Source organism: Arthrobacter globiformis (assembly GCF_030818015.1).
Taxonomy (GTDB): Bacteria; Actinomycetota; Actinomycetes; order Actinomycetales; family Micrococcaceae; genus Arthrobacter; species Arthrobacter globiformis_C.
Genome location: NZ_JAUSZX010000001.1, coordinates 842,282 through 867,699, shown reverse-complemented (window position 1 = coordinate 867,699; position 25,418 = coordinate 842,282). Strand labels below are relative to the sequence as shown.

Below are 25,418 nucleotides of genomic sequence, written 5' to 3'. Positions count from 1 at the left end.
TATTGAACGAAACGGCCATGATTTCGGAGATCGACCTTGAAATCGTGAATGCCCTGCAGATCAATCCACGCGCCGAATGGAGCCGGGTGGCGGACGCCTTGAGCCTGTCCGGGCCCACGGTGGCAAGGCGCTGGAACGCCCTTGCGGAGCAAGGGCAGGCATGGATCACACCGGCTCCCGGACAGCGCTACCTCAGTGCCGGCTGGTCCGCGTTCATCCACCTGTCGTCTTTGCCCAGCGAGGGTGAGGCGCTCATCGAGCGGCTTTGCGCCGAGCCGGCGTTCGGCACCGTCTCGCTGGTCACCGGCTCGCACGACCTCTTTGTGGACTGCTTTGCGTCCAGCCATGCCGAACTGATGGACATAGTCACCGGCTCCTTCCCTGGGCTGCCCGGCGTCACGCATCGTGAGGTTGTTTTCGTCACCAAGCTGTACCGCCAGGCATCCGAATGGCGCAGCGGGACCCTGGAACCCGCACGCGCCCGGCAGGTGTCAGCGGACCCCCTGCCTATGCAGCCTGCGTACGCTCCGGACCGGCTGGATGCGGCGCTGCTGGAAGAGCTCGCCAAGGACGGGCGGGCCAGCTGGGCGGAGCTGGGTGCCGCATGCGGTGTCTCGCCCCAAACCGCACGACGGCGGGTGGAGCGGTTCCTCGCCACCGGTTACATAGCGCTGCGCTGCGATACTTCGACGGCGGCCCAACAGGGACTGCGGGAAGTCACCCTGGTCCTGAACGTCCCCGCACAGTACGTTGACGACGTCGGCCACTACTTCGCCGCGCTCAGCAACTGCCGCCTCAGCGCCCAGGTTCTGGGGGCGCAGAACCTGCTGGTCACCATGTGGGTCCGTGACTACCTGCAAGTCCAGGCCTACGAGCGCGAACTGGCCGATCGGGCTCCGGGAAGTGCGGTCATGTCCCGGCAGGCCGTGGTCCGGACATTCAAGCGCATGGGCCATCTACTGGATGAATCAGGATGCAGCCGCAGCGTGGTGCCGCTGCCGCTGTGGACGGAAGGTCTGTAGCCCCGTGTCCGGTATGCCGGACAACCGCGGGCGTATTCTGGGAGAGTGAGTAGCTCATCGCTGCGCCCCAAAGCCCCTGCCGCTGTGCAGGTTCTCGCCGTCCTTAGGTACGTCGCGGAACAGGCCGGCCCAGTGGCCGCCTCGGTCATCGCCCGAGATGTGGGAGTGCCGCGGTCAACAACGTATCAGTTGATCGCAGCCTTGGTTGATGACGGGTTTCTGGTCCATCTTCCGGAGGAACAAAAATATGCGCTGGGTGTCACGGCACATGAACTCGGGACCGGCTATTCACGGCAGGCCCCTCTCCAGCGCATCGCCCGTCACCCGCTCGCGCGGCTGGTGGGGCGAACTCGTCGTACTGCCCACCTTGCGGTGATGCATGGGCGTGACGTCGTTTACGTCATCGAAGAACGCGCTCCGCGCCAGCGCCCTCTGGTGACAGACACCGGCGTCCGGCTTCCGGCGCATCTGACGGCCAGCGGCAGGGCGATGATGGCGCAGATGGATCCTGCCCAGGTCGCAGCCTTGTTTCCGGGCCCGGAGGCCTTCACGGTCCGCAATGACAACGGGCCGCAGTCCTTGCCGGCCCTGCGGGATTTGCTGTCGCGGGCGCGGTCCCTGGGCTACGCGTGGGAACAGGATGAAATCACTGTTGGTTACTCTTCCGTTGCTGTTGCCGTCCTGGACCGGGAGCGCTATCCCGTGGCTAGCGTGACATTGACTGTCTCCAACCGGGCGTTTCCTCCCGGCGGTGCGCGCCGCGCCAAGGATGCCGAGACGCCGGAGGAACGGGCAGTGCGGATTGAAGACGCGGCCCGTGAGTGGATTCCGGAGGTAACCCGTTGTGCCCGCGAGATATCGCGCAGGCTGGGGATCCGTGGCCGACTTCCCATAACCGGATGAGTGCCCCGGCCACCTGTGGCCGGGACACTCGTCAGGCACCAATACTGTTTGTTGGGTGCAGGCGCATCAGGGCCTGCCAGGGCTGCCTAGACGGCTGGGCTGGCGGGTGCGGAATTCGCCACTGGCTCCAGGGCTTCTTGGCCCGTTTCAGCCGGGTAAATCATGTGGGATGGTGCGTTGGAGTTCCTCTTGGCCAGCGGGTAGTACACCAGGGCTGTGACGACCAGCCCCACGAGCCAGGAGATGTCAGACCACCCAGGAGCTTCGTCATGGGCCCGGTGTAGAGGGCTTGGGCCAGGAACGGAATCTGTACGATGATGCCCGCTGCGTAGGTGATCAGGGCGGTCTTGTTCCAGCGCCCGTAGCGGCCGTTCAGGTCGTACAGGGCCGGGATATCCACCTTTTCTTTGGAGATCAGGTAGTAGTCGACCAGGTTGATGGAGCTCCAGGGGATGAAAACCATGAGCAGCAACAGCACGAAGTTCTTGAAGTTGGCGATGAAGTCCGGCGACGCCAGGACGGCGATTAGCACGGACAGCCCGATGAAGCCGACGACGTACGCGAACCGCGTCCAGGTGGCTACACCCGTTTTGCGGGTGAACGCGGTCACCGAGGTCAGCATGGTCATGTAACCGCCGTAGGCGTTCAGGGTGTTGACCGTAAGCTTTCCGATCACGATGACCAGGTAGATGACCACAGCGATGAGGCCTCCGCCGCTCATGTGTCCGAGGAAGGCCACCTGGCCGTCCAGGAACCTCTCCCCCTTGGGCAAAGCAAGGGCGGCGAAGAGAGCTCCGAGGGTCATGGACCATTGCGAACCGATCACGGTGCCGAAGTAGGACGCTTGGAACGTCTTGCGGGCTGGGGTGTTGGAGGGGAGGTAGCGGGAGTAGTCGGCCACATAGGGGCCATAGGTCAGTTGCCATCCGGCGCTGAGGGAGATGGCGAGCAAGAAAGTGGGAAATTCGAAGTTCCCGGCCCCCAGGAGGGCTCCTACATCCTGGCTGATGAGCAGCCTGATGCCGAGGTAGGTGAAGCCGAGCACTCCGACGATCGTGGCGATGCGGCCCATCATGTGAATGTATTTGTAACCCAGCGTCGCGACGAGGATGGTCAGCGCCCCGAAGAGGATCATTCCCACGGCCGGTGCGCCGGTGTGCAGGATCTGGTCCACGGCCTGGCCGGCCAGGACGGTGCCAGTGGCGGCGAACCCAAGGTACATGATGACCACCAGCACCAGCGGGATAACGGCACCCAGAATGCCGAACTGTGCCCGGCTGGAAATCATCTGCGGAAGCCCAAGTTTGGGGCCCTGGGCCGCGTGCAGCGCCATGACAGCCCCGCCCAGAAGGTTGCCGATTAGCAGGCCAACGATCGCCCACAGGGCATCAGCTCCGAACAACACTGCGAGGGCGCCATCGACGATGGCGGTGATCTGCATGTTCGCCCCGAACCACAGGGTGAACTGTTGTGCCGGGGAACCGTGACGTTCGTTTTCCGGGACGAAGTCGATGGAGCGGCGCTCAACGCGCGGCCCTGATCCCGTTTTTGTTGTGGCCTGCATGCTCTTCCTCACTTTGACGACCGGATCGAGGTCCCCCAACCTTCCAATCAATCTGAGCACGGGCTGTGAGCGGCATCACCCGAAAGCCGCCACGTTCCGTCCGGGGTTTCGGACAATGGGAGCAAAACTGTGATTCAGCTGATCAGACGTGCTGGCCAAACACGTGCCGGCGCACCCAGGCGTGCATGGCGATCGCCGCGGCCGAGCCCGCGTTGATGGAGCGGGTGGACCCGAACTGCTCGATGGACAGTGTTGCCTCCGCCGCCTCATGCACCTCCGGAGTCAGCCCCGGACCTTCCTGCCCGAAGACCAGCACGCACTTCTGCGGCAGCTCGTAGGTCTCCAGCGGCACGGAATCGGGGAAGATGTCGATCCCGATGATGGCCAGCCCCTCCCCCTGCGCCCAGGCCACGAAGTCCTCCACGGTGGGGTGGTGGCGGACGTGCTGGTAGCGGTCGGTAACCATCGCCCCGCGGCGGTTCCACCGCCGTCGTCCGATGATGTGGACCTCCTTGGCGAGGAACGCGTTGGCGGTGCGCACCACGGTGCCGATGTTGAGGTCGTGCTGCCAGTTCTCGATGGCGATGTGGAAATCGTGCCGCTTGGCGTCCAGGTCCGCGACGATCGCCTCGTGCTTCCAGTACCGGTACTTGTCCACGACGTTGCGCCGGTCGCCGTCGGCCAGCAGGTCGGGATCCCAGTGGTCGCCCGCCGGCCATTCGCCTTCCCAGGGCCCGACGCCCACCTCCGGCTTTGCCTCCGGCGTTTCGTTTTGGTCTGGTTGGGGTTCGGGTGTCCCGGGCGTTTGCGTCACCCCTCAACACTAGACTGGGCTCCGAACGCAAACATCTCGGTGAAGGAATGACATGGCAGAAGCGGACAAGGTAAAGACATCGGCGGCCGTCTACCGCAGCGGCCAGGAAATTGAGTGCTGGCTCACCGACATGGACGGGGTCCTGGTGCATGAGAACCAGGCCGTACCCGGAGCAGCGGAACTGATCCAGCGCTGGGTGGACACCTCGAAGCGGTTCCTGGTCCTGACCAACAACTCGATCTTCACACCGCGCGACCTCGCCGCCCGGCTGCGGACCTCCGGCTTGGAAATCCCGGAGGAGAACATCTGGACGTCGGCCCTGGCCACCGCCCAGTTCCTGAAGGACCAGGTACGGGGTTCGGAGTCCGGCAACCGCGCGTACACCATCGGCGAGGCAGGGCTGACGACGGCGCTCCACGAGGCCGGCTTCATCCTCACCGACCAGAACCCCGACTTCGTGGTGCTCGGCGAAACCCGCACGTACTCCTTCGAGGCGATCACCATGGCGATCCGGCTGATCCTTGCCGGGGCGCGCTTCATCGCTACGAACCCGGACGCCACCGGCCCGTCCAAGGATGGCCCGATGCCCGCCACCGGCGCCATCGCTGCCCTGATCACCAAGGCCACGGGGCGGGAACCGTACATTGTGGGCAAGCCGAACCCCATGATGTTCCGCTCGGCCATGAACCAGATCGACGCGCACTCGGAGACCACCGCGATGATCGGCGACCGCATGGACACCGACATCATCGCAGGCATGGAAGCCGGGCTGCATACCGTACTGGTGCTCAGCGGCATCACGCAGCGCGACGACATTGCTTCTTATCCGTTCCGCCCCAACCAGGTGCTGACCTCCGTGGCGGACCTCAAGAACCAGATCTGACGCCGGCCGCACTGGTCCCGGTTCCGGGTCACGACCGCGTCGTCAGAACGGTGTCATCTTCCCGCCGCCTCCGGGCAGCGGGAAGATCTCGTTCTCCAGGTCCTCGAGGATGGGCCGGTACACGAACGGGTTCCAGCCCGGGCTGGCGTGGGCCGGCAGCGCCCCGTCGGTCTGCCGGTCGGCTGAGACCATGTTGGCGGCGAAGGTGTGCGCCCAGGAATCACGGGCCGTCCGGTAGTTGACTGTCTGGTCCCGCGGATTTCCGATGTACGCCATGCGGGTATCCCCGATCTGGTCCGCGAAGCGGGTGGCATCGAAGTGGTAGATGTAGGCGGATTCCGTCTGGATCAGCACGCTTGAGGGGGCGATCGGGGACAGCTGCTCCAGCGTCTGGTCGAGAATCTGCCGCCACGTGCGCTCGTCCTTGTGGACCACCCGCTCCCCCAGTTCGTAGCCCCCGCGCAGCACGGACGGGATTCGGAAGCCGCTTTCGTAGAGGAACACCACGCCGTCGAACCAGCTCTGGTCCAGGACGTCGAACTTGCTGTAGGGGCTGCAGTCGAGCACGATCAGCTCAACCTTGACGCCATGCAGTTCCAGCAGCCGGGCGGCCACCTGCGTCGCCACCATGCCACCGAAGCTGTGGCCGTAGAAGTAGAGCGTGGTGAGGTTGTGCGCCCGGACGTGCTCGATCACCGCGATCACCAGCTGGTCGATGTCCAGTCCCAGGTTCGAATATCCGGCCGCCGCGAGCTGGCCGCGCAGCCTCAGGCTGCCGCGGAGCGAGTTGAGGATCCACTGGGCCTCTTCCCAGCTGGTCTTGTAGCCGGGGAACAGGATCCAGCTGGCGTGGGGGAAGTAGCTCTGCGCGAAATCGTCCTCCACCACGAGGATCTTGTGGACCTGCCGCTCCTCCTGGACGCGCTTCGTGAACAGCATGTCCGCGGCAAGGATGGTGGACGCGCCCGCTCCGGAGAGGAAGGTCCGGCGGGAGAACCGTTTCAGGTCGGCGGCGCGCCGAAGGAGCCGGGCAGCCTCCGCGCCCGGCGCCCTCTGCCGTCCCGTCTGGCCGGCGGCCCCTTCATATGGCACTGGACTACCCTAGGCACACTCCATCCGGGCAGCACAAGCGGGCCACGCCTCTGGCCCAAAGTCTTAGGGCCCAAAAGTGGAGCGGACGACGGCGGGACCTGCCGCCGTCGTCCGCCCCAGCTCCGATCAGCTGGGCTCAGCTCAGGCCGAGCTCGTCCTTGCTGAAGGCGTAGAGGTAGGGCACGCCGGCCTCGGCTTCGATCTTTTCCTTGGCTCCGGTGTCACGGTCGACGATGACGGCCACAGCCACGACGTTGCCGCCGGCGTTGCGCACGCCCTCGACGGCGGTCAGGGCCGAGCCGCCGGTGGTGGAGGTGTCCTCGAGCACCAGGACCTTGCGGCCCTCGACGGAGGGACCTTCCACCTGGCGGCCCATGCCGTAGGACTTCTGCGCCTTGCGGACAACGAAAGCGTCGATGGCCCGGCCGGCGTCGGTGGCCGCGTGCATGACGGCGGCGCCCACCGGGTCGGCCCCCATCGTGAGGCCGCCGGCGCATTCAAAGTCAATGCCGGCGTCGTCAATCAGGGACAGCATGACCTGGCCCACGAGCTTGGAGGCCTCGTGGTGAAGGGTGATGCGGCGCAGGTCGATGTAGTAGTCGGCCTCGGCTCCGCTGGACAGAATGACCTTGCCGCGGACAACCGCGAGCTCCTTGATCAGTTCCAGAAGTCGGGCACGGGCAGCGGTGTTGGAAAGCGAGTCCGGGGTGGCAGTCATGGGGTCCAGTTTAGTGGCTGACCGGGTTGTGACGGACCGCCTAGGCAGTGGGCCGCCGGGCCTCCCGGCGGGCGAACGCCGGGGCGTGCTCAGGCCGGAGGCCGATGGCGATGAGCCGCGGCAGAATGCGCCGCATGGCCGGGAAGTGCCGCCCGACGAACTGCACGAAGGGAGGCGCGCCGGACCGCTTTCCGCTGAACAGGGGAATGAACACGGCCCGGTGCATGCCCCGCTGGACGGTCTGGATGATGACCGTGGGCGGCATCCGGCGCCGCTGCACCGCCGCAAGATCCTTCACCGTGACATTCCGGCGCAGCAGCGCGGGCGCCAGCCGGGCCGCCGCCGCGACGGCGTCCTGGATAGCGAGGTTGATGCCTACGCCTCCGGCCGGGGACATGGCATGAGCGGCGTCGCCGATGCACAGCAGCCCGTCCACGTACCAGCGCAGCAGCCTGTCCAGCCGGACGTCCAGCCAGTGAAGGTCCTCCAGCGACCTGACGGCCTCGAGACGGTCGGCCAGGTCCGGGCGCAGCGCGGCGATCCGTTCGCGGAACCGTTCCACGCCCTCGGTCTTGATGCGGTCACCGGAGCCTTTCGGTGCGAAGTAGCCCATTTGGTAGTAGTCGTCGCGGAACAAGGCAATCACGGCGTCGCGTTCCCCGAAGGCGGGAACGATGCCGGCCACCTCACCCTGCTCGGACGCGAAGCGCGGCAGCTTGAACCACCACGTGTCGAAGGGCACCGGGTATTCCCTGGACTTGAGCCCCGCGGCCTGGCGCAGCACCGAATGCCGGCCGTCGGCGGCCACCACGAGGTCGGCGCGGAGGGCACCCTCGGTGCCCTCCTTGGTCCGGTAGCGCACGCCCGCAACCCGGCCGCCGTCGTACATCAGCGACGTCGCTGTGTGCTCCATCAGCAGCGTGAACGAGGGCTCGTCCGCTGCGGTCCGGGCCAGGAAGTTCAGAAAGTCCCACTGCGGCATCATGGCGATGTAGTTGTACGGCGGCTTCAGGCCGGAAAAATCGCCGAGCGTGATCATGCCGCCGCCGGGAACGGGGAAGGCAACATTGCGCAGCCTGCTTTGCGGCAGTTCCCGGAACTCGGCGCCGAGCCCGAGTTCGTCAATGAGCCTGATGGTGGAGGCATGGACCGTGTCGCCGCGGAAATCACGGAGGAAGTCGCCGTGTTTCTCCAGTACGGTGACCTGCACGCCGGCCCGCGCCAGCAAGAGGCCCAGCATCATGCCGGCCGGGCCGCCGCCCACCACCGCGCACCCTGTACTCTCCATGAGCCATACGGTACGCCTCCCGGCCCACGGGAGCACAGAGCGCGAACAGACACTTAAGCCCCTTTCGCAGAGTGGGATCGCGGGGCCTCAAGTGTCCGTTCGCGGCTAATGACGCGGCGTGACTAGCTCGCTGGGCTGTGCCTAGCTCGCTGCGCGGAAGCCCAGGCGGATGAGACCGGACATCGTCTGTTCGACGACGGCGTTTACGGGCGCGGCGATGTCGACCACCACGCCGGCCTCATCCGCCTGCAGCGGTTCGAGGGTGGCCAGCTGCGAGTCGAGGAGGGCTGGCGGCATGAAGTGGCCGGTCCGCCCCTCGGTGCGGGCGGTCAGGACCTCTTTGCTGCCGTGCAGGTGCAGGAAGACGGCGCCCGGGGCCTGTTCCCGGATTGCGTCCCGGTAGCTGCGCCGCAGCGCAGAGCAGGCGAGGACCAGTCCGTCCGGGCCGGCACCCGCCAGTTCCCGGCCCACGATCACCAGCCAGGGCCAGCGGTCCTCGTCCGTCAGCGGCGTGCCGGCGGCCATCTTGGTGACGTTCTCCACCGGGTGCAGCGAGTCGCCGTCGAGGAAGGGCGCGCCCAGTTCGCGGGCCAGGAGATCGCCGATGGTGCTCTTGCCGCAGCCGGACACGCCCATGACAATTACGCGAAGGCCTGGGGCCTGGGGATGCCCGCCTGAACCGGGCCCGTTCACCAGTCGTGGACCGTTCCGTCGACGAGGCGGTTGTAGGGCAGGTAGGCCTGCTGGTAGGGGTAGGCGGCTGCGGCTTCCTCGTTGAATTCGACGCCGATGCCGGGTTTGTCGCCCGGGTGCAGGTAGCCGTCGGTGAACGTCATGGACTGCTCGAACACCTCGTTGGTCTTGTCCGAGTGCTGCATGTATTCCTGGATGCCGTAGTTGTGGATCGCCAGGCCCACGTGAAGCTGCGCGGCGAACCCGACCGGGGAGATGTCGGTGGGGCCGTGGAAGCCGGACTTGATCTGGTATTGCGCGGCGAAATCCATAACCTTCTTCAGCGGCGAGATGCCGCCGAAGTGCGTCGAGGCCGCCCGGACGTAGTCGATCAGCTGTTCCTTGATGATGGTCTGGTAGTCGTACACGGTGTTGAAGATTTCACCGATGGCCAGCGGGGTGGTGGTGTGCTGGCGGACCAGGCGCAGCGCCTCCTGGTTCTCCGCCGGGGTGCAGTCCTCCAGCCAGAACAGGTCGTACGGTTCCAGCGCCTTGCCCAGCTTTGCGGCCTGGATCGGCGTCATCCGGTGGTGCCCGTCGTGCAGCAAAGGCAGTTCCGGGCCGAACTCGTTCCGGACCGCCTCGAACACGGTGGGCAGGTGGCGGAGGTAGGCGCGGGTGTCCCAGTCCTCCTCCACCGGGAACGCGCCGCGCCCTGCGGGTTCGTAGTCGTACCGCTCGCCCGAGGCCTGCGCCTGGGCGGCCACCCCGTACACGGCCTTGATCCCGGGCACGGCGGTCTGGATCCGCACCGACTTGTACCCCAGTTCCAGGTGCTCCCGGACGGAGTCGAACAGGGACGGGATGTCCGAGCCCGAGGCGTGGCCGTAGGCCCTCAGCCCGTTGCGGGATGCCCCGCCGAGCAGCTGGTACACGGGCATGCCGGCCAGCTTGCCTTTGATGTCCCACAACGCCATGTCCACCGCAGCGATCGCCGCCATCGTCACCGGTCCGCGGCGCCAGTACGAGGACCGGTACAGGAACTGCCAGGTGTCCTCGATCCGGTGCGGGTCCTTCCCGATCAGCAGCTGCGCGACATGCTCCTTCAAATACGCGGCCACGGCGAGCTCGCGTCCGTTCAGGGTGGCGTCACCGATGCCGGTCACGCCGTCCTCGGTGGTGATCCGCAGCGTCACGAAGTTACGGGACGGGCTGGTCACGAAGACTTCCGCGGCAATGATTTTCACAACAGGTCCTTTCGGATGGACTGGGTCAGGGGTCAGTAGGTGGGCACTGCTTAGTTGGCAGGCACTGCCCAGTTGGCAGGCACTGCTCAGTTGGTGGGCGCTGTGAGCGGCCCGACGGCGGCTCCGGACGTTTTGGGGGCATCGCCGCTTTCCCGGCGGGCTGTGATGTCCGCCAGGATCTGGGCATGCATGGTGTCCGTGAGCTTGTACTTGGCCATCACCAGCACGGCAAGGAGAGTCATGACAGCGGGCAGCGCACCGGCAGCCACCTGGATTCCGAACACGGCCTCAGCCGTCTGGACAGCGCCGGACTTATAGCCGCCCAGGGCCAGCGCATAGGCGGCGAGCGCTCCGCCTACCGCCTGGCCGCTCTTGCGGGTGAACGAGAAGAGCGCGTAGGTGATGCCTTCCGTGCGGACGCCGGTCTTCCATTCGCCGTATTCCACGGTGTCGGCTTCCAGGGCCCACACCACGATGCTCACTGCGAGGACGCCCATCACGCTGATCACCAGGCCGGAGAATCCGATCCACACCTGGCTGGCCGGGGTGAAGAAGACGATGGCGCCGCCCGCAGCCGAGACCAGCGACGAGACGATGTAGACGCGTTTTTTGCCGACGCCGCGGACCAGCCTGGGCATGAAGGCCGCCAGCACGAAGGTGAGGACCAGCTGGATGATGGAAAGCACCGGGTACAGGTCCAGCCTGCCCAGGACGTCGCGCAGGTAGTACAGCTGCACCGAGGTCAGGGCAAGGTAGCCGGTGAGGAAGAAGAACGAACTCAGGCACAGCATCAGGAGCGGCTTGTTGCCCCTGAGCGTGTCCATGCTCTGTTTGAAGGTGACGTTGGGAACGGCGCGGTGCACCCGCTCCTTGGCGGTCAGGGCGGTGAAGAAGTACAGGCCGGCGCCGATCACCACAAACACCAGCGTGAGGGTGGTGAACGTTGCCTGCAGGTCGGCGCCCGGTTTGATCAGCGGAGCCACGAAGATCCCCAGGGAAGAACCCACCAGCAGGGCCCCGATCATGCGGGCGGAGCCGAGCTTGGCGCGGTCCCCCGGGTCCTGCGTCATGGCCCCGGCCAGCGACCCGTACGGGATGTTGACCAGGCTGTAGGCCAGGCCCAGGGCGGCGTAGGTGACATAGGCGTAGAGCAGGCTGCCCGATTGACCGAGCTGCGGCACCGAGAACGTGGCCACGCTGAGCAGCAGGAGCGGAATGGAACCGAACATGATGAACGGACGGAATTTGCCGAACCGCTTGCTGTATGAGCGGTCCACGATCCGGCCGGCAAAGACGTCCGCGAAGGCATCGAAGATGCGCACCGCCAGGAGCAGGGTGCCGGCCGCCGCCGCAGAGATGCCGGCGACATCCGTGTAGTACACCAGCAGGAACATGGTGGCGGTGGTGAAGGCGAGGTTGTTGGCGGCATCACCGGCTCCGTAGCCGATGATGCTGAGCTTGTTCAGCTTTTTCAAGAGTGGGCTCCTTTACCCGGGTGCCGGCCCGAGGCCGGCACAAAATGTGAAAAGCGTTAGGGGTTGGTGAGGGCTTTGCCGCTGACGTTCTTGGTGCCGGCGAGCGCTGTCCAGCGCTGGCGCAGGGCGAAGGCGGCGGGCTTGGGACGGCGGTCCCGGGTGAACACGCCCTTCTTGTTGCCGTCCACGCGCATAATTCCGTTGGACGTCTGGAAGTCTGCGAAGTTCCACACCTGCTCCCCAACCATGGCGTCCACCCGGTCGAAGACGCGGTGGTACATGGCGAGGAACGCGGCCTGGTACTCCTCGCTCCACGGCTGTTCGTAGATGGAGTGGAAGCCGGGCATGGTGTCCGGACCGTACTCGGTCATGATCATGGGCTTGCCGTACTTGGCTTCCCATTCCCGCAGTTCCTTTTCGAGAACCTGTTCAGCGGTTTCGAGGTCACCGTTGTGCAGGTACCAGCCGTAGTAGCGGTTGAGCATTAGAACGTCGAAGAGGTCGGCCAGCACTTCCTTCTCGGGGGTGTCGAACATGACGTTGACGTAGCCCACGGGACGGGTGGGGTCCAGCTCGCGGGTCAGTTCCGCCAGCGGCTGGAAGTACTCGCGGGCGCCTTCCTCGGAGCCGTTGGGTTCGTTGGCGATGGACCAGATCACCACGGACGGGTGGTTCTTGTCCCGTGCCACCAGTTCGGTGATGGCCTGGCGGTGGTTTGCCGCGGTGCTGGCGTCCACGCCGCCATCGACATAAGTCTTTTTGTTGATGCCGCCGAACACGGCCCCGAAGCCGAGGTGCAGCCCCACGGCCGCGGTCTCGTCGATCACCACGATGCCGTGCCGGTCGGCGAAGTCCATGACCTCTTCCGCGTACGGGTAGTGCGAGGTGCGGAACGAGTTGGCGCCCACCCAGTCCAGGAGCTGGAAGTCGTTGACCATTTGGGCGTTGCTGTGGCCCTTGCCGACTGTCACGTGGTCCTCGTGCATGCCGAAGCCGGTGAAGTAGAACGGCTCGCCGTTGATCAGGAACTCCTTGCCGCTGACCTCTACGGTCCGGACGCCCACCGGCAGGGTGTACGTGTCAACCAGCCGGCCGCCGTCGTGAATTTCTGCGGCCAGGCTGTAGAGGTAGGCGGCACCGGGCTTCCAAAGTACGACGCCGTCAATCGCCAGGCTGCCCGCGGCACCTTCGGCGGTGGCCACCGTGGCACCGTCGGCGTCTTTCAGCGTGACCTTCACTTCTTCGCTGCCGGTGCCGCCCGCGGTGGCGATCCGGTAATCCACCGAGCCGGTGGTGGCTTCGAAGCCGGTCACCACGGTGATGTCCTCCACGGTGACGGCGGGCGTGCTGTAGAGCCAGACGCTGCGGTGCAGGCCGGCGTAGTTGTAGAAATCGTGGAGGTAGCTCTGTTGGCGGCGGCCGTCCGCAGTGACAGTGATGGTGCCCGGCGGGATAGTGGCCTGGGTCAGTTCGTTATTCACGGCAATGGTGAGGCGGAACGCCTGTCCGGCGGCGACGTGGTCGGTGATGTCCGCACTGAAGGGCATGTAGCCGCCGGTGTGTTCGGCCACCAGGACGTCATTGACCCAGACCATGCCCTCGTGGGTGGCGGAGTCCAGGCGAACGTGGACCCGCTCCCCTGCCCAGCCGCGCGGCACGCGTACTTCGCGCTGGTACCAGACGTAGCCCACGTGGTCGCGGATGGCCTTATCCGGGAAGACGTCGTTGTAGCTGGCGGGAACTCCCATTTCGAGGTCCGTGGCCAGCGGCGCCCTGAACCATTCCTGCCGGTGCCCGGCCCGGTCAAAGTCGACCTTGAAGCGGTAGAGGCCGTCGAGGTTGATCAGCTCTCGGGTTTCGTTTGCCTGTGGCTTAAGCATTGCGCTGGGGTCCTATCGCGTCTTTGCGGACTGAGCCTTGTAGGGACTGAGCCTTGGGTTGTCAGTTCCGGGAAAAAATATCGGGGCCGGCGGTGCCGGGTTTTGCTCTTGTTGTAATGCTAGTCACTTGGCAATAAAATGGCAAGCGGTTGCCAAATATTCCTTGAGGCTTCTACAAAACAGCACTGCCAGGAAACCGGCACTGCCCGGCTCCTGATGGTCCGAGAGCCGGGCAGTGCCGCATGTGCGCAGGCGTTATGGGGAGACAGCCGGCGCCCCGAACCTTCCGCACAGGTCTTCGATCAGGCGCACGACGGCGGCGTCCCCGGCCAAGGCCGGGTCCACCACGGCCAGCAGTGCACGGATTCGCTCCGCGCCGCTGAGCCCGTTGGCTGCGGCCACCTGGTCAGCCAGGGGATCCTGGAACGCGGCGGCGGCCGCGCTGTAGTCCATCCAGGCAGCGATCAGGAGGGCGGCGGCAGCCCCGGACCTGCCAGCGGCACGCTCGGCGTGCAGCACCGGCACAGCCCGCATCCGCAGCTTTGTACTGCCGTCCATGGCGATCTGGGCCAGGTGGTGGGCGATGCGCGCGTTGCCGAAGCGCGCCAGGAGGGCCTCGCGATAGGCGGGAATCTGCAAGTCCGCGGGATTTTCTTCCGGTCCGCGCAGGTTGCTTTCCGCCTCATCCCAGAACCGCTCCACGGCCTTCCTGCACAGCGGGTCGGCCAGGGCCTCGGCCACCGTCGCGTGGCCGCGCAGCTGGCCCGCGTACGCCAGCAGCGAGTGGGCGCCGTTCAGGAGCCACAGCTTGCGGTTCTCATACGGTTCGATGTCCGCCACGAAAACCGCGCCAGCGTCTTCCCAGCGCGGCCGGCCTGCCGGAAAGTCCCCACTCAACACCCAGTTGGCGAACGGCTCCGCCACCACCGGCGAGGTGTCGCGGTAGCCGCAGGACGCTTCGACAGCCGCCAGGTCCGCATCCGTAGTCCGGGGCGTGATCCGGTCCACCGAGGTGCTGACGAAGCTGACGTTGTCCTCAATCCACGCCGCGAGCGAAGGGTCCCATGCCCCGGCGATGCCCGCCGTGGCATGATGCGCCACGGTGCCGTTGCTGGAGAGGTTGTCACAGCAGACGACGGCGAGCGGACCCGCGCCGGAGGCCCGGCGGGCGGCGAGTGCAAAGACCAGCCGGCCCAGCGGCGTCGTCGGATTTCCGCGGCCGGAAGCCAGCAGCGCAAGGTCCGCCACGACGTCGGGAGCGCCGCGGTCAAGCTGCCCGTCGGAGCCGAGCCGGTAGGCGGCTTCGGTGACGGTCAGAGTGACGACGGCGGTCCGCGGGGCCCCGACCAGCTCCGCCAGCCGCTGCACGTCCGCACCGTCCACTGCCTCGACGATGCTGCCGACCACCTCGAAGGAGTCGCCGCCATCGGCACGTTCCACCAGCGTGAAGAGCCCGTCCTGTTCGGCCAGGGCCAGGGCCGCGTCTGGGCGGCGTCCTGTAAAGGCGGCGATCCCCCAGTCCTCGGCGTCGCCGGCCCGGTGGGTGTACCAGGCCTGGTGCGAGCGGTGGAAGGCGCCCAAACCCAGGTGGACGATGCGGATTGGAGCCTTGGCTCCCGGCCGGAGGGTGCGGTTGAGTCTGGCGATGTGCACGGCAGCTTCCTTTGCGGGCTGCATTCCGGCGCTCACAGCTTGAAGACCCTTCGCGGCGATCCGTCCACGACGTCCACGATGAGTTCGTGGGCCCGGTTCTCGCTGACGCGGTGCTCCGCCACGAGCCTGGCCAGGAAGGAGGCCTCGATCCGGCGGGACGCATCGTGCCGGGCCGGGATGGAGCAGAAGGCCCGGGTGTCGTCGATGAAGCCGGACGAGCGGGAGAAACCGGCGGTCTCGGTCACTGCCGAACGGAAGCGCAGCATGGCGTCCGGGGCATCCAGGAACCACCACGGGGCGCCGAGGTAGACGGACGGGTAGAAGCCGGCCAGTGGGGCGAGTTCGCGGGAGAACACCGTCTCGTCCAGGGTGAAGAGCACCAGGTGGAAATCCTTGGCCGTGCCGAAGTCCTGCAGCAGCGGGCGTATGGCCTCGGTGTAGTTGACCGCGAACGGGATGTCGTGGCCAGTGTCCGCGCCGAAGGCGTTGAACGTTGGCTCGTGGTGGTTCCGGTATGAGCCCGGATGGATGGTCATCACCAGGCCGTCCGCCACCGACATCCGCGCCATCTGGTACATCATGTGCGCTTCGAACGCGTCGCGGTCCTGGGCCGTGGCCTCACCGGAGCGGGCGCGGTCAAACAGCCGCGCGGCGTCAGCGTCGTTGAGCTTCAGCGTGGCAGGGGTCCGGACGCCGTGGTCTGCAGACACAGCGCCGTGCTCGACGAAGTAGCGGCGCCGGTTTTCCAGTGCGGTGATGTAGCCGGCATAGCCGGTGCCACCGTCCCCCGCCGCGGCAATGAGCCGGTCCACGTTCGCAGACCATGTTGGGTGTGCGATGTTCAGGTAGGCGTCCGGGCGGAACGTCGGCAGGACGCGGCCGTGGAACGTGGGGTCTGCCGCGATGGCCTTGTGGCTGGCGAGGCTGTCCAACGGATCATCGGTGGTGGCGAGCACCTCGATGTTGAAGTCCTTGAAGAGCTGGCGCGGACGGAAGCCCGGTTCCAGCAGCTTGGCGGAGATCGCGTCATAGCTGGCATCGGCGGTCTCGGCACTGATCTCGCAGTCAAGGCCGAAGACGCTGCTGAACTGGGTGCGGAGCCAGTAGCCGGAGGCGGTCCCCTCGAACAGCGGCCAGGCCTTGCAGAATTCGCGCCAGATGGCCCGGGAGTCCGGCTCCGGGGAACCCGCACCAGTGGCGTCCGCTGTCTGGAGCGCGTCCGGTTGCCGGAGCCGGTCCATGGGCACGCCACTGGCGTGGATCAGACGCGTGACGTAGTGGTCCGGGCTGACCAGGAGCGCCGCCGGGTCGGGGAAGGGCGTGTTCTGCTCGACGACTGCGGCGTCAACATGCCCGTGGGGGGAAATGATGGGGAGGTCCTGGACGCGCTGCAGGAGGTCGCGCGCAATGCTGCGCGTTCCCGGGTCCGCAGGCAGGAGCCTGTCTGGGTGGGCGGCAATCGACTGTGACATAGCTCAATGGTCTGGCTTCCGGCCGCATTTTGTCAACCGGTTGCCAAAAATTGCCACTCTGGTTGCGGGTTACTGCGCTGGAAGGAGCCTTCCGCTCGAACCGCGCAGCACGAGTTCCGTCTCCACGCGCAGGATGGCGGCGGGTTCGCCGTCGCCGTGCAGCAGGTCGAGAAGGAGTGTGGTGGCGCCCGATCCGCACTCCCCCAGTGGCGAACGCACTGTGGTGAGCGGCGGCGTGGTGAAGTCGGCGCCGAAGATGTCATCGAAGCCAACAATGCTGATCTGGTCCGGCACCACTACGCCGGCGGCCTGGAGTTCCTGCATGAGTCCGATGGCCAGGAGGTCGTTGTACGTCAGCACGGCCGTGGCGCCGCTGTCCCGGACCTCGCGCGCCACTTGCCTGCCGCCGTCGAGCGTTGGCTTGCCGGATTCCAGGCGCACCGCCCCGAGCCGGGACCACTCGCAGGCTGCCTGGACGCCTTCCCAGCGGCGGGCGGACATCCAGGACTGCGGCGGGCCGGCAACGAACGCGACCTTCTTGTGGCCGTTGGCCGCCAGGCTGCGGACCGCCTCGCTGATGCCCTTGTTGACGTCGGGAACCACGCAGGGCACGCCGTCGACCTCGCGGTTGATCACCACCACGGGCTTGTCGCGGGCCAGTGCGCGGATGTCGTCGTCGTCCATGCGGGGGCTGGCGAGGATGAGTCCGTCCGCGGTGGTCATCATCCGGCGGGCTGCGGTGAGCTCGGTGACGGCGGATTCGGCGGACTCCGCCAGCACCAGGGTGTAGTCCCGGAGCGTGGCCGTGGTTTCGGCGCCGCGGATGATGTCGAAGAACGTCGGGTTGGTGATGTCCGCGACGATAAGCCCGAAGGTGTTGGTGCGGCCGGTCGGCAGGGCGCGGGCGAAGGGATTTACCTGGTAGTTCAGCTCCGCCGCGGCATCCTCGATGAGCTTCTGCGTCTTGGCGCTGACCCGCCCCGGCTTGCTGAGCGCCCGCGAGACCGTCGACGGGTTGACTCCGGCAAGCCTGGCGATGTCGTAGATGGTGGCGTTGGGCTTGCCGTCCCGGGCGCGCTTCCTGGCTGGACCTTCAGGTGCGGCAGCTTCCGGCGTCTTGGGTTCAGTCACTGCCCCATCCTAACGAGGAACCCGCCCAACTAGGTCGCAGCAGTGGGCGTTCCCAGCGCTGGGAACGCCCACTGCTGCTACCCGGATGGGCGGGCACGTGGTTTGTCAGGTTCGGGCTACGAGCGCTCGGGGAACTTGCCCTCGACCGCGATGCGCTTGTTCAGCTCCGTCAGGAACTCGTCCTCGTCGAAGTCCAGGCCCACCTCGGTGCCGGTCCAGCTGGAGAGGTGGATGGCGTTGGCCAGGCGGACACCGTTGATGCCGTCGGGGCCCGGAGCCAGCAGCGGGGTGCCGTCCAGGATATTGGCCGCGAAGTTTTCCAGGACGCCGGAGTGTTGAGCACCCCAGGCGGAGTCGAACTCGATGACTTCGGTGGTGTAGTACTCCTCAGGATTCAGCTCACCCATGAACAGCTTGCGGACGTCGTCCATGCCCATGCCGTCGCTGAGTTCACGCTCGGGCTTCTTCAGGCGCGTCACCGTGGCGGTCTTGGAGTTTTCGACGACGATCTTGCCCTGGTCGCCCAGGATCTCGAAGCGGTCAGTACCCACGATGTCGTGCGTTGCAGTGACGAAAACGCCGGTGGCGCCGTTGCCATAGTCCACTACGGCGGTGACCTCGTCCTCGACGGCGATGTCGCGGCGGAAGCCGTAGGCAACCTTCGCGTAAACGGACTTGGGTACGCCGCAGATCCACTGCCACAGGTCCAGCTGGTGGGGTGCCTGGTTGACCAGGACGCCGCCGCCTTCGCCGCCCCAGGTGGCCCGCCATTCGCTGGAGTTGTAGTAGCCCTGCGGACGCCACCAGTTGGTGATGATCCAGTTGGTGCGGCGGATGGCGCCGATCTCGCCGTTGCTGACGATCTCCTTGAGCTTCCGGTAGAGCGGGTTGTTGCGCTGGTTGAACATGATGGCGAAGGACAGCTCCGGCTTGCCCGCGGCAAATTCGTTGAGCTCCTTGACCTGCTTGGTGTAAACGCCGGCCGGCTTCTCTACGAGGGCGTGGATGTTGCGCCTGAGCGTTTCAACGCCCATTTCCGGGTGCAGGAAGTGCGGGACGCAGGTAACGACGGCGTCCACGTCGCCGCTTTCCAGCATGGCGATGTAGTCGTCGTAGAAGGGCGTGGCTGGGTACTGCAACGCCGCCAACTCCTTTTTGGCGGGGTCCACATCGCAGATGGCGCCTATCTCCATATTGGGGACCAGTCCGTCGGTGATGAACTTGGCGTAGGCGCCGCCCTGCTGGCCCAGGCCGATGATGCCGAGGCGTACTTTCGTGCTCATGAGTGAATTCTCCGTAGTCAGTGGGTGGTTAGAAAAGGTCGGCGTGGCCGAGTGCCACCAGGTTGTCGTAGGAGGTCTGCAGCGCGTCCCACACGGTGCACCCGTAGAGTTCGTCCTGCTCCACCAGCATGTACGCGGCACCGGCAGCCTGCGCGGCGGGAACGATGGAGGCGAAGTCGAGGTTGCCCTCGCCCACTTCGGCGAACTGCACCACGTCCTTGAACTCGGCCATGAAGCCTGCGACATCGCCGGATTCCAGCAGCCCGAAGGCGGAATCTGGCAACTGTCCGATCCGGTAGTCCTTGAGGTGCACCATGGCGGTGCGTCCGGCGTACTTTTCCAGGGTCCGGACCGGGTCCAGGCCGCCGCGCTGTACCCAATGGACGTCGATTTCCATACCCATGGCAGGCGAGTTCTCCGCAATGATGTCCAGCATGTATTGGCCGTCGAACTTCGCGAACTCGATGTGGTGGTTGTGGTAGTACAGGCCGATGCCGTGCTCCTGCAGGCGCTCGGCGTACCCGTTGGCTGCCCTGGCGAACTCGACGACTGCATCGACGGACTTCATCGCGGGGAAAGGCAGCATGCCGATCCGCAGGAGGTTGGAGTCGAGACGCTTGGCGTCGTCCAGGATCTTGTCGAAGTCCTGACGGAGGGAATCCCCCGGCCGCCCTTGGGGCTTTTCCAGCATGACGGACAGCGCCGCGATATCGATGCCAAGTTCACTGCGGGCGCGGTCCAGTTCGGCCACGTTTTGCGGCGTCATCGGGATCTGGGAAATTTCGACGGCGTTGTAGCCGATCGCGCTGACCTTGCGGAGAGTTTCAAACGCCCCGATCTCTGCGAAGCTGTCCTTCAACATCATCGCCTGCACGCCTATTTTGGTCACGTTATTCCTCCGCTGTTGTACATGGTGTGTTAAATCCGGCGTCCGCCGCTAGGCGGGGACACCGGCCTGTTCGTTCTGCTGCCGCTGGATCTCAAGCAGCCTGTGCCGGTCCGCCCGGCGCTGTTCCTGCCGGTCCGGGTCGGGCACCGGGGATGCCAGCAGGAGCCGCTGCGTGTAGGGGTGCTCAGGGTCGCGGGTAACTGTCTCGGCCGGCCCCTGTTCGACGATTTCACCGTGGTACATCACTGCCACGCGGTGGCTGATGTGCCGCACCACGTCCAGGTCATGGGACACGAACAGGTACGAAACGCCGGTATCCCGCTGGATCTGCAGGAACAGGTCGAGAACGCGCGCCTGCGTGGACAGGTCCAGGGCGCTGACGGGTTCGTCGCAGACGATCAGCTTGGGTGAGAGTGCCAGGGCCCGGGCGATGGCGACCCGCTGGCGCTGGCCGCCGCTGAATTCGCGCGGCAGGCGGTGGATGGCGTCCGAGGGCAGCCCCACCTGGTCAAGCAGTTCCCTGACGCGTTTCCTGGCATCCGCCTGGTCCATGCCCTGCACCCCAAGGGGTTCGGCCAGGATGTCGCCGATCTCCAGGGCCGGGTTCAGGGAGGTGTAGGGGTCCTGGAAGACCACCTGCAGGTCGCGGCTCAGGATCCGCCGCTGCTTGCGGGTCGCATGGCTGATGTCCTGGCCTTCGAAAATGACCCTGCCGCCGGTTACCGGAGCGAGACCCAGGACAGCCCGGCCCAGGGTTGTCTTTCCGGAGCCGGATTCGCCCACCAGACCAAGGGTCTCGCCCTGGCCGATGGAGATGCTGATGTCCGTCAGCGCCCGGAATGGCCTGGCCCGGAATTTCTTGCTGGGGTACTCGACCACCAGGTTGTCCACCGTCAGCAGCGGCGCGCTTTCCGTGGTGCTCATGTGACCGGCTCCTTCTGGCTGGATACAAGCATGGACATGGGGGTTTTGCCTTCGAGCATGGACCCCAGCAACGTCCGGGTGTACTGCTCTTTCGGGTTACGGAGGATGTCGCGGACGGACCCTTCCTCTACGAGGCGCCCGTTCTGCATGACGGCTACCCGGTCGCAGAGGTCCGCGACCACGCCGAAGTTGTGGGTCACCAGGATGATGCCGATGTTCAGCCGCTGCTGCAGCTCGCGCAGGAGGTCCAGCACGTCGGCCTGCACGGTGACGTCCAGGGCCGTGGTGGGCTCGTCGGCGATCACCAGGTCGGGTTCGCAGCTGATGGCGCCGGCTATCAGCACGCGCTGGGCCATGCCACCGGAGACCTCGTGCGGGTAAGCGTCAAAGGTCCGTTTCGGGTTCACGATTCCGACGTCAGTGAGCAGCTTGAGAGCGCGGGCGGTCGCCTCGGCCTTGGAGATTCCGAGAACACGCACCATGGGCGTGACCAGCTGGTAGCCGATGGTGAAGGCCGGATCCAGGTTGCTCATGGGTTCCTGCGGGATGTAGGAGATCCTCCTGCCGCGCAGTTTGGACAGACGTTCCTGGCTGACCCGGTCCTCGCCCGGAGCAACGGTGTAGTTGCCGTCGAACTGGATGGAGCCGCCCACAATCCGGGCATTGTCCGGCAGCAGGCCCAGGATGGAGAACGCGGTCTGCGACTTGCCCGAGCCAGATTCACCGACGATGCCCAGGATCTCGCCCCGGTCCACGTGGAATGAGACATCGTCCACCACCTTCTTGAGGGAACCGTCCGCCTGCGGATATCCGACGCCGAGGTTGGTCACCTTGACGAGGTGGTGCTCGGTGCCGGCGTCGACGGCGGCCACGGACTTACGCGACTGACGCGCCTTGGCGGCTTCCGCCGTCGGGCTCGCTCCCGTGGCCGAAGACGCGGCCCTTTTCTTGCGGTGCTTGATCTTCTCGCCGTCTTCCAGGGCATCGCGGATGGCGTTGCCGAGGAGGACGAGGCCGCCGATGGTGAGCGCCATGGCGAGGGCCGGCCACAAGAGCAGTGTTGGCGTCAGATAGACGTTCTTGAAGCCTTCGGAGAGCATGACGCCCCACGTGGCCTTGGTGGGATCGCCGAGCCCCAGGAACTCGAGTCCGGACTGGATGGCGATCGCCACCCCGGCGATCGCCGCCGTCTGGATGATTATCGGAGCACGGACCACGGAGAAAATGTGGCGGGCGACGATGCTCAGGTCCGATAGGCCGGAGACACGTGCGGCATCGACGTAGAGCTCATTGCGCACCGACTGGACCGCAGTGCGGGTCAGTCGGAAGTAGGACGGGCTGATAAGGACGCCGAACGCGATCATGGAGATCCACACCGAAGGACCGAAGGCCGCGCGGATGGTGAGCAGCACGATCAGGCCTGGCAGGCTCATGAGGATGCTGACCACCCAGTTGGAAACTGCCTCAAACTTGCCGGCGTAATAGCCGGCGATCAGGCCTGCCGGCAGCCCGATGGCGATGGCAACCCCGGCGCAGAGCAGCGCGGAAAGGAGCGTCAGTTGCGCGCCGAAGAGTAGGCGGCTCCAGTTGTCACGTCCGGCGCTGTCCGTTCCCAGGATGTTCACCGAGTCGGGCGCCGCCAGGGTCTTGGTGATGTTCGCAAAGTTCTCCTCGAAGGGTGCCAGGACCGGGGCAAGGATGGCCAGCAACGCGATGCTCCCCAGGATCACCAAGGATGCGATGCCGAGGGGGTTCCTGAGGAGGCGGCGCAGAACGGTGGAACGGATCACGGTGCCGCTCTGGCCGGTGTAAGTGGAAGGACCGGGAGCGGCAACTGCGGCTGTTTCTACGGAATCGCTCATGACACACGCACTTTCGGATTGAGCCAACCATTGAGGACGTCCACCAGGAGGTTCACCACGATGACCACCACCACGGTGTACATCACCACACCCATGACCACGGGAAGGTCCGTTTGGCCGGTGGCGGTGACGGCGAGCGGGCCCATTCCTGGAAGGGCGAAAATCTGCTCGATGATCACCACGCCACCCAGCATGCCGATCAGCTGCAGGCTCAAAACAGTAAGACCTGCCGGAGCGGCACTGCGCAGCACGTGCTTGAAGAGGATTTCACGTTCTCCGATGCCTCGGCTGCGCAGCGTCCGGACGTAGTCCCGCTCGAGTTGCTTGATCACGGCGCTGCGGATCTGCTGTGCTCCGCCGGTCACGCCGTTGATCAGCAGGGCGATGACCGGAAGGGTCATGGAGTAGACCCAGGCCTCAGGACCCACCTCGGGAGAAATGGTGCTGGTGGCCGGGAAGAAGCCCAGCTGGATGGCCAGGAGGGTCACGAGGAACACACCGATCACGTAACCCGGGATGGAGTCGCCAACGATCGCACCCACTTGGACCACCCTGTCCACCCAGCCGCGCTTGACGGCTGCAGCAACGCCGATCAGCGCCGCGCAGATGGCGATCAGGATCATTGCGGCGAAAACCATGGTCATGGTCACCGGGATTCGGGTGGCCAGGGAGTTGGCCACCGGCTCGGACGTGAACCAGGAGGTTCCCAGGTTCCCGCTCAAGGCGTCGCCCAACCAGGCGAAGTAACGGGTCACGAGGGGCTGATCGAGTCCCAGCTCCTGTTCCTTCAAAGCCACCTGTTCGGGGGTGGCCTGGTCGCCCAGGATGTTGCGGGCGATGCTGCCGCTGGATGTGTACAGCAGGGTGAAGGTGAGCGCCGAGACTACGAACAACACCACCAGACCGCTGCCCAGCCGTTTCGCAATGAACTTGATCATGGGGCCCTACTTGGCAGGCGAGTAGTTGTAGATGGACGGAACGGCCTGCTGCGCCTGCGGCGTCACCTCAACCTTGGAGTTGTGGTAGTACATCTGGTTTACGCGGAACAGTGGAGCGAACCATGCCTGTTCCACCACGTACTTGTTGACGTCCCGGGCCAGCGTGCCCGCATCATCGCCACCCGTGCGCACAGCCTGGATCTTGGCCTCGAGCTCCGGGGTGGTGTTCTTGAACGGGTTGTACAGGGCCTTGGTGGAGACGATCTGGTCAATCGCAACCGTGGGCTCGCCCTGGAAGAGGTTGTAGAACATAGCCGTGTACTTCTTCGCTGCAACGTCTGCGGTGAAGGTGTTGGTGATCGCGGCGCCGGGCTTCAGGGTGATGCCAACGTCCGCCAGTTGTTGCTGAAGGACGGAAATCAGGGTTTCAGCTCCCGGAAGGGTGGGGACGTCCAGAGTCACGCCGTTCTCGAAGCCGGCTTCCTTCAGCAGCGCTTTGGCCTTGGCGGGGTCGTAGCTGTAGAAGTTTTCCAGTTCTTCTGTCCATGCACCGCTGTCCTTGCCAAAAGGCTGCGAGGTGGCAGTGCCCTGGCCGAGCATGACCTGGTCCAGGATGGTCTTGCGGTCAAACGCATAGTTGATGGCCTGGCGGACCTTGACATTGGCCAGGGCGGGGTTCTTGGCGCCGGCGCGGTCCAGGAGGAGCAGGCCGGACCAGTCAACCTGGTTGGTTTCGAGCTTCATCTTGGCGCCCTCGGCCTGCTTGCCGTTCTTGGGATCCAGCAGGGTGGCGTCGATCTGGCCGGAAACCAAAGCGTTAGTGCGGGCTGTGGGATCGGTAAGGATCTTGAGGGTTAGCTTCCGGTACTTCTGGAGGTCCTTGTTCCAGTAGCCCTCGCGGGCAGTGAAGACGGTCTGTGAGTCTTTCACGGAGGCTGCCTTGTCCATCACGTACGGGCCGGAGCCCACTGGCACGGTCTTGATGGCGTCGGTGCCCAGAGCCTTGGGGCTTCCCATCAGGCCAGCTGCCTGGCTCAGGAAGTATTCCAGGGCGGGCTCAGTGGCACTGAGGTTGATGTCGATGGTGTCCGCGTCCACCACGGCAACGTCGGACACAGAAGCCAGCTGGGCCATCTGGGGACCATTTGCCTTCTTGAAGTGGTCGAGGTTGGCCTTGGCTGCCTCGGCGTCGAACTTGGCGCCGTCGCTGAACGTGACGTCGGTCCGGAGGTCCACGGTGAGCTTCGTGTTGGTGGCGTTGTACTTCCACTTCGTGGCCAGCATGGGGCTGAGCTTGCCGTCCGGTTCGCGCAGGATCAGGGTGTCGTACGCTGCTTGGTACGGCTGCAGGGCATGGCCGACGTGGGCCTGGGCGGGATCCCAGGAAGTGATGTCCCGGAGGGTGCCCAGGGTCAGCGCCGTGGAGGCATTGCCGCCGCCGTTTGAGCCAGCACCGGCCCCTCCGCCACATGCGGTGAGCGCCAGCGAGGCACTGAATACAAGCGCGGCTGCTGCCGCCTTGGGACCTAACTTCATTGTGGGCTCCTATTGAGTCTTTTGCCTGATGTGAACCAGAACAAAGAGGTGTGGTGTGCACCACATGTTTCTGGGTGTGGGATTTACAGTACGGACTTTGAGCGCTTCTGGCAACCGATTGTCAAAAGTTTCTGAAGTTGTTGCCACGATGTCCCTTTAACGGCCTGAACCA

Annotated in this window: 21 protein-coding genes; 3 read left to right on the top strand and 18 right to left on the bottom strand. The window is 65.5% G+C overall.

Translation table 11 applies throughout. From position 1 onward, the window contains the following. Positions 1-17: 17 nt before the first annotated feature. Positions 18-1,022, top strand: coding sequence for an Lrp/AsnC family transcriptional regulator (locus QFZ23_RS04080; protein WP_306920655.1), 1,005 nt, complete (start codon positions 18-20; stop codon positions 1,020-1,022). A gap of 45 nt (positions 1,023-1,067) precedes the next feature. After that, on the top strand, positions 1,068-1,925 hold the full coding sequence (locus tag QFZ23_RS04075) for an IclR family transcriptional regulator (protein WP_306920654.1): 858 nt from the start codon (positions 1,068-1,070) through the stop codon (positions 1,923-1,925). Positions 1,926-2,085: 160 nt separating this feature from the next. Here QFZ23_RS04075 and QFZ23_RS04070 read toward each other — a convergent pair whose 3' ends face one another. Beyond that, positions 2,086-3,489 (bottom strand): purine-cytosine permease family protein, encoded by a 1,404-nt coding sequence (locus QFZ23_RS04070; RefSeq protein ID WP_306920653.1) that lies wholly within the window; start codon positions 3,487-3,489, stop codon positions 2,086-2,088. Positions 3,490-3,631: 142 nt separating this feature from the next. Next, complete coding sequence (locus tag QFZ23_RS04065; protein WP_306920652.1) at positions 3,632-4,303, bottom strand: TrmH family RNA methyltransferase; 672 nt, start codon at positions 4,301-4,303, stop codon at positions 3,632-3,634. Positions 4,304-4,355: 52 nt separating this feature from the next. Between QFZ23_RS04065 and QFZ23_RS04060 the strand changes: the two genes are divergently transcribed. Continuing rightward, on the top strand, positions 4,356-5,186 hold the full coding sequence (locus QFZ23_RS04060) for an HAD-IIA family hydrolase (RefSeq protein ID WP_306920651.1): 831 nt from the start codon (positions 4,356-4,358) through the stop codon (positions 5,184-5,186). Positions 5,187-5,228: 42 nt separating this feature from the next. On the opposite strand, the gene QFZ23_RS04055 is transcribed toward QFZ23_RS04060, so the two are convergent. The 16 genes from QFZ23_RS04055 to QFZ23_RS03980 all read right to left on the bottom strand — a co-directional run bounded on the left by QFZ23_RS04055 (position 5,229) and on the right by QFZ23_RS03980 (position 25,246). Next, the gene (locus QFZ23_RS04055) at positions 5,229-6,278 is read right to left on the bottom strand and encodes a thioesterase domain-containing protein (RefSeq protein WP_306920650.1); all 1,050 of its coding nucleotides are present in this window, start codon (positions 6,276-6,278) and stop codon (positions 5,229-5,231) included. A gap of 136 nt (positions 6,279-6,414) precedes the next feature. Further along, positions 6,415-6,996 carry an orotate phosphoribosyltransferase gene (pyrE, locus tag QFZ23_RS04050; RefSeq protein ID WP_306920649.1) on the bottom strand — a complete coding sequence of 194 codons (582 nt, stop codon included), beginning with the start codon at positions 6,994-6,996 and terminating at the stop codon, positions 6,415-6,417. A 40-nt stretch (positions 6,997-7,036) separates the two neighbouring features. Beyond that, the gene (locus tag QFZ23_RS04045) at positions 7,037-8,284 is read right to left on the bottom strand and encodes an FAD-dependent oxidoreductase (RefSeq protein ID WP_306920648.1); all 1,248 of its coding nucleotides are present in this window, start codon (positions 8,282-8,284) and stop codon (positions 7,037-7,039) included. 141 nt (positions 8,285-8,425) lie between these two features. Beyond that, positions 8,426-8,920 carry a gluconokinase gene (locus QFZ23_RS04040; protein ID WP_306920647.1) on the bottom strand — a complete coding sequence of 165 codons (495 nt, stop codon included), beginning with the start codon at positions 8,918-8,920 and terminating at the stop codon, positions 8,426-8,428. A 53-nt stretch (positions 8,921-8,973) separates the two neighbouring features. Then, positions 8,974-10,203 (bottom strand): D-mannonate dehydratase ManD, encoded by a 1,230-nt coding sequence (manD, locus tag QFZ23_RS04035; protein WP_306920646.1) that lies wholly within the window; start codon positions 10,201-10,203, stop codon positions 8,974-8,976. Between the two features lie 86 nt (positions 10,204-10,289). Further along, positions 10,290-11,678 (bottom strand): glucuronide transporter, encoded by a 1,389-nt coding sequence (uidB, locus tag QFZ23_RS04030; RefSeq protein WP_306920645.1) that lies wholly within the window; start codon positions 11,676-11,678, stop codon positions 10,290-10,292. Positions 11,679-11,734: 56 nt separating this feature from the next. Beyond that, on the bottom strand, positions 11,735-13,558 hold the full coding sequence (gene uidA, locus QFZ23_RS04025) for a beta-glucuronidase (RefSeq protein ID WP_306920644.1): 1,824 nt from the start codon (positions 13,556-13,558) through the stop codon (positions 11,735-11,737). Between the two features lie 255 nt (positions 13,559-13,813). Further along, positions 13,814-15,235, bottom strand: coding sequence for a mannitol dehydrogenase family protein (locus QFZ23_RS04020; RefSeq protein WP_306926651.1), 1,422 nt, complete (start codon positions 15,233-15,235; stop codon positions 13,814-13,816). 8 nt (positions 15,236-15,243) lie between these two features. Next, positions 15,244-16,683 (bottom strand): glucuronate isomerase, encoded by a 1,440-nt coding sequence (gene uxaC, locus QFZ23_RS04015; protein ID WP_306920643.1) that lies wholly within the window; start codon positions 16,681-16,683, stop codon positions 15,244-15,246. A 69-nt stretch (positions 16,684-16,752) separates the two neighbouring features. After that, positions 16,753-17,814: a LacI family DNA-binding transcriptional regulator gene (locus QFZ23_RS04010; RefSeq protein WP_306920642.1), complete on the bottom strand. Its 1,062-nt coding sequence runs from the start codon at positions 17,812-17,814 to the stop codon at positions 16,753-16,755. Between the two features lie 116 nt (positions 17,815-17,930). Further along, positions 17,931-19,097, bottom strand: a complete 1,167-nt coding sequence (locus QFZ23_RS04005; RefSeq protein ID WP_306920641.1) for a Gfo/Idh/MocA family protein — start codon at positions 19,095-19,097, stop codon at positions 17,931-17,933. 28 nt (positions 19,098-19,125) lie between these two features. Next, positions 19,126-19,986 (bottom strand): sugar phosphate isomerase/epimerase family protein, encoded by an 861-nt coding sequence (locus tag QFZ23_RS04000; protein WP_306920640.1) that lies wholly within the window; start codon positions 19,984-19,986, stop codon positions 19,126-19,128. A 48-nt stretch (positions 19,987-20,034) separates the two neighbouring features. Further along, positions 20,035-20,910 (bottom strand): ATP-binding cassette domain-containing protein, encoded by an 876-nt coding sequence (locus tag QFZ23_RS03995; RefSeq protein ID WP_306920639.1) that lies wholly within the window; start codon positions 20,908-20,910, stop codon positions 20,035-20,037. After that, positions 20,907-22,772 (bottom strand): dipeptide/oligopeptide/nickel ABC transporter permease/ATP-binding protein, encoded by a 1,866-nt coding sequence (locus QFZ23_RS03990; protein WP_306920638.1) that lies wholly within the window; start codon positions 22,770-22,772, stop codon positions 20,907-20,909. The genes QFZ23_RS03995 and QFZ23_RS03990 overlap by 4 nt, the downstream gene beginning before the upstream one ends. Beyond that, on the bottom strand, positions 22,769-23,710 hold the full coding sequence (locus QFZ23_RS03985) for an ABC transporter permease (protein ID WP_306920637.1): 942 nt from the start codon (positions 23,708-23,710) through the stop codon (positions 22,769-22,771). Before QFZ23_RS03985 ends, QFZ23_RS03990 begins: the two co-directional genes overlap by 4 nt. A gap of 6 nt (positions 23,711-23,716) precedes the next feature. Then, a complete protein-coding gene (locus QFZ23_RS03980; protein ID WP_306920636.1) occupies positions 23,717-25,246 on the bottom strand; it encodes an ABC transporter substrate-binding protein in 1,530 nt (509 codons plus the stop codon). Between the last annotated feature and the right edge of the window lie 172 nt (positions 25,247-25,418).

What these genes read in the sequence shown, in the direction of transcription:
- QFZ23_RS04080 (WP_306920655.1), top strand. Translation starts at nt 18, where the DNA reads ATGATTTCGGAGATCGACCTTGAAATCGTGAATGCCCTGCAGATCAAT.
- QFZ23_RS04070 (WP_306920653.1), bottom strand. Translation starts at nt 3,489, where the DNA reads ATGCAGGCCACAACAAAAACGGGATCAGGGCCGCGCGTTGAGCGCCGC.
- QFZ23_RS04060 (WP_306920651.1), top strand. Translation starts at nt 4,356, where the DNA reads ATGGCAGAAGCGGACAAGGTAAAGACATCGGCGGCCGTCTACCGCAGC.
- pyrE (WP_306920649.1), bottom strand. Translation starts at nt 6,996, where the DNA reads ATGACTGCCACCCCGGACTCGCTTTCCAACACCGCTGCCCGTGCCCGA.
- QFZ23_RS04045 (WP_306920648.1), bottom strand. Translation starts at nt 8,284, where the DNA reads ATGGAGAGTACAGGGTGCGCGGTGGTGGGCGGCGGCCCGGCCGGCATG.
- QFZ23_RS04040 (WP_306920647.1), bottom strand. Translation starts at nt 8,920, where the DNA reads ATGGGCGTGTCCGGCTGCGGCAAGAGCACCATCGGCGATCTCCTGGCC.
- uidA (WP_306920644.1), bottom strand. Translation starts at nt 13,558, where the DNA reads ATGCTTAAGCCACAGGCAAACGAAACCCGAGAGCTGATCAACCTCGAC.
- QFZ23_RS04020 (WP_306926651.1), bottom strand. Translation starts at nt 15,235, where the DNA reads ATGCAGCCCGCAAAGGAAGCTGCCGTGCACATCGCCAGACTCAACCGC.
- uxaC (WP_306920643.1), bottom strand. Translation starts at nt 16,683, where the DNA reads ATGTCACAGTCGATTGCCGCCCACCCAGACAGGCTCCTGCCTGCGGAC.
- QFZ23_RS04005 (WP_306920641.1), bottom strand. Translation starts at nt 19,097, where the DNA reads ATGAGCACGAAAGTACGCCTCGGCATCATCGGCCTGGGCCAGCAGGGC.
- QFZ23_RS03995 (WP_306920639.1), bottom strand. Translation starts at nt 20,910, where the DNA reads ATGAGCACCACGGAAAGCGCGCCGCTGCTGACGGTGGACAACCTGGTG.
- QFZ23_RS03990 (WP_306920638.1), bottom strand. Translation starts at nt 22,772, where the DNA reads ATGAGCGATTCCGTAGAAACAGCCGCAGTTGCCGCTCCCGGTCCTTCC.
- QFZ23_RS03985 (WP_306920637.1), bottom strand. Translation starts at nt 23,710, where the DNA reads ATGATCAAGTTCATTGCGAAACGGCTGGGCAGCGGTCTGGTGGTGTTG.
- QFZ23_RS03980 (WP_306920636.1), bottom strand. Translation starts at nt 25,246, where the DNA reads ATGAAGTTAGGTCCCAAGGCGGCAGCAGCCGCGCTTGTATTCAGTGCC.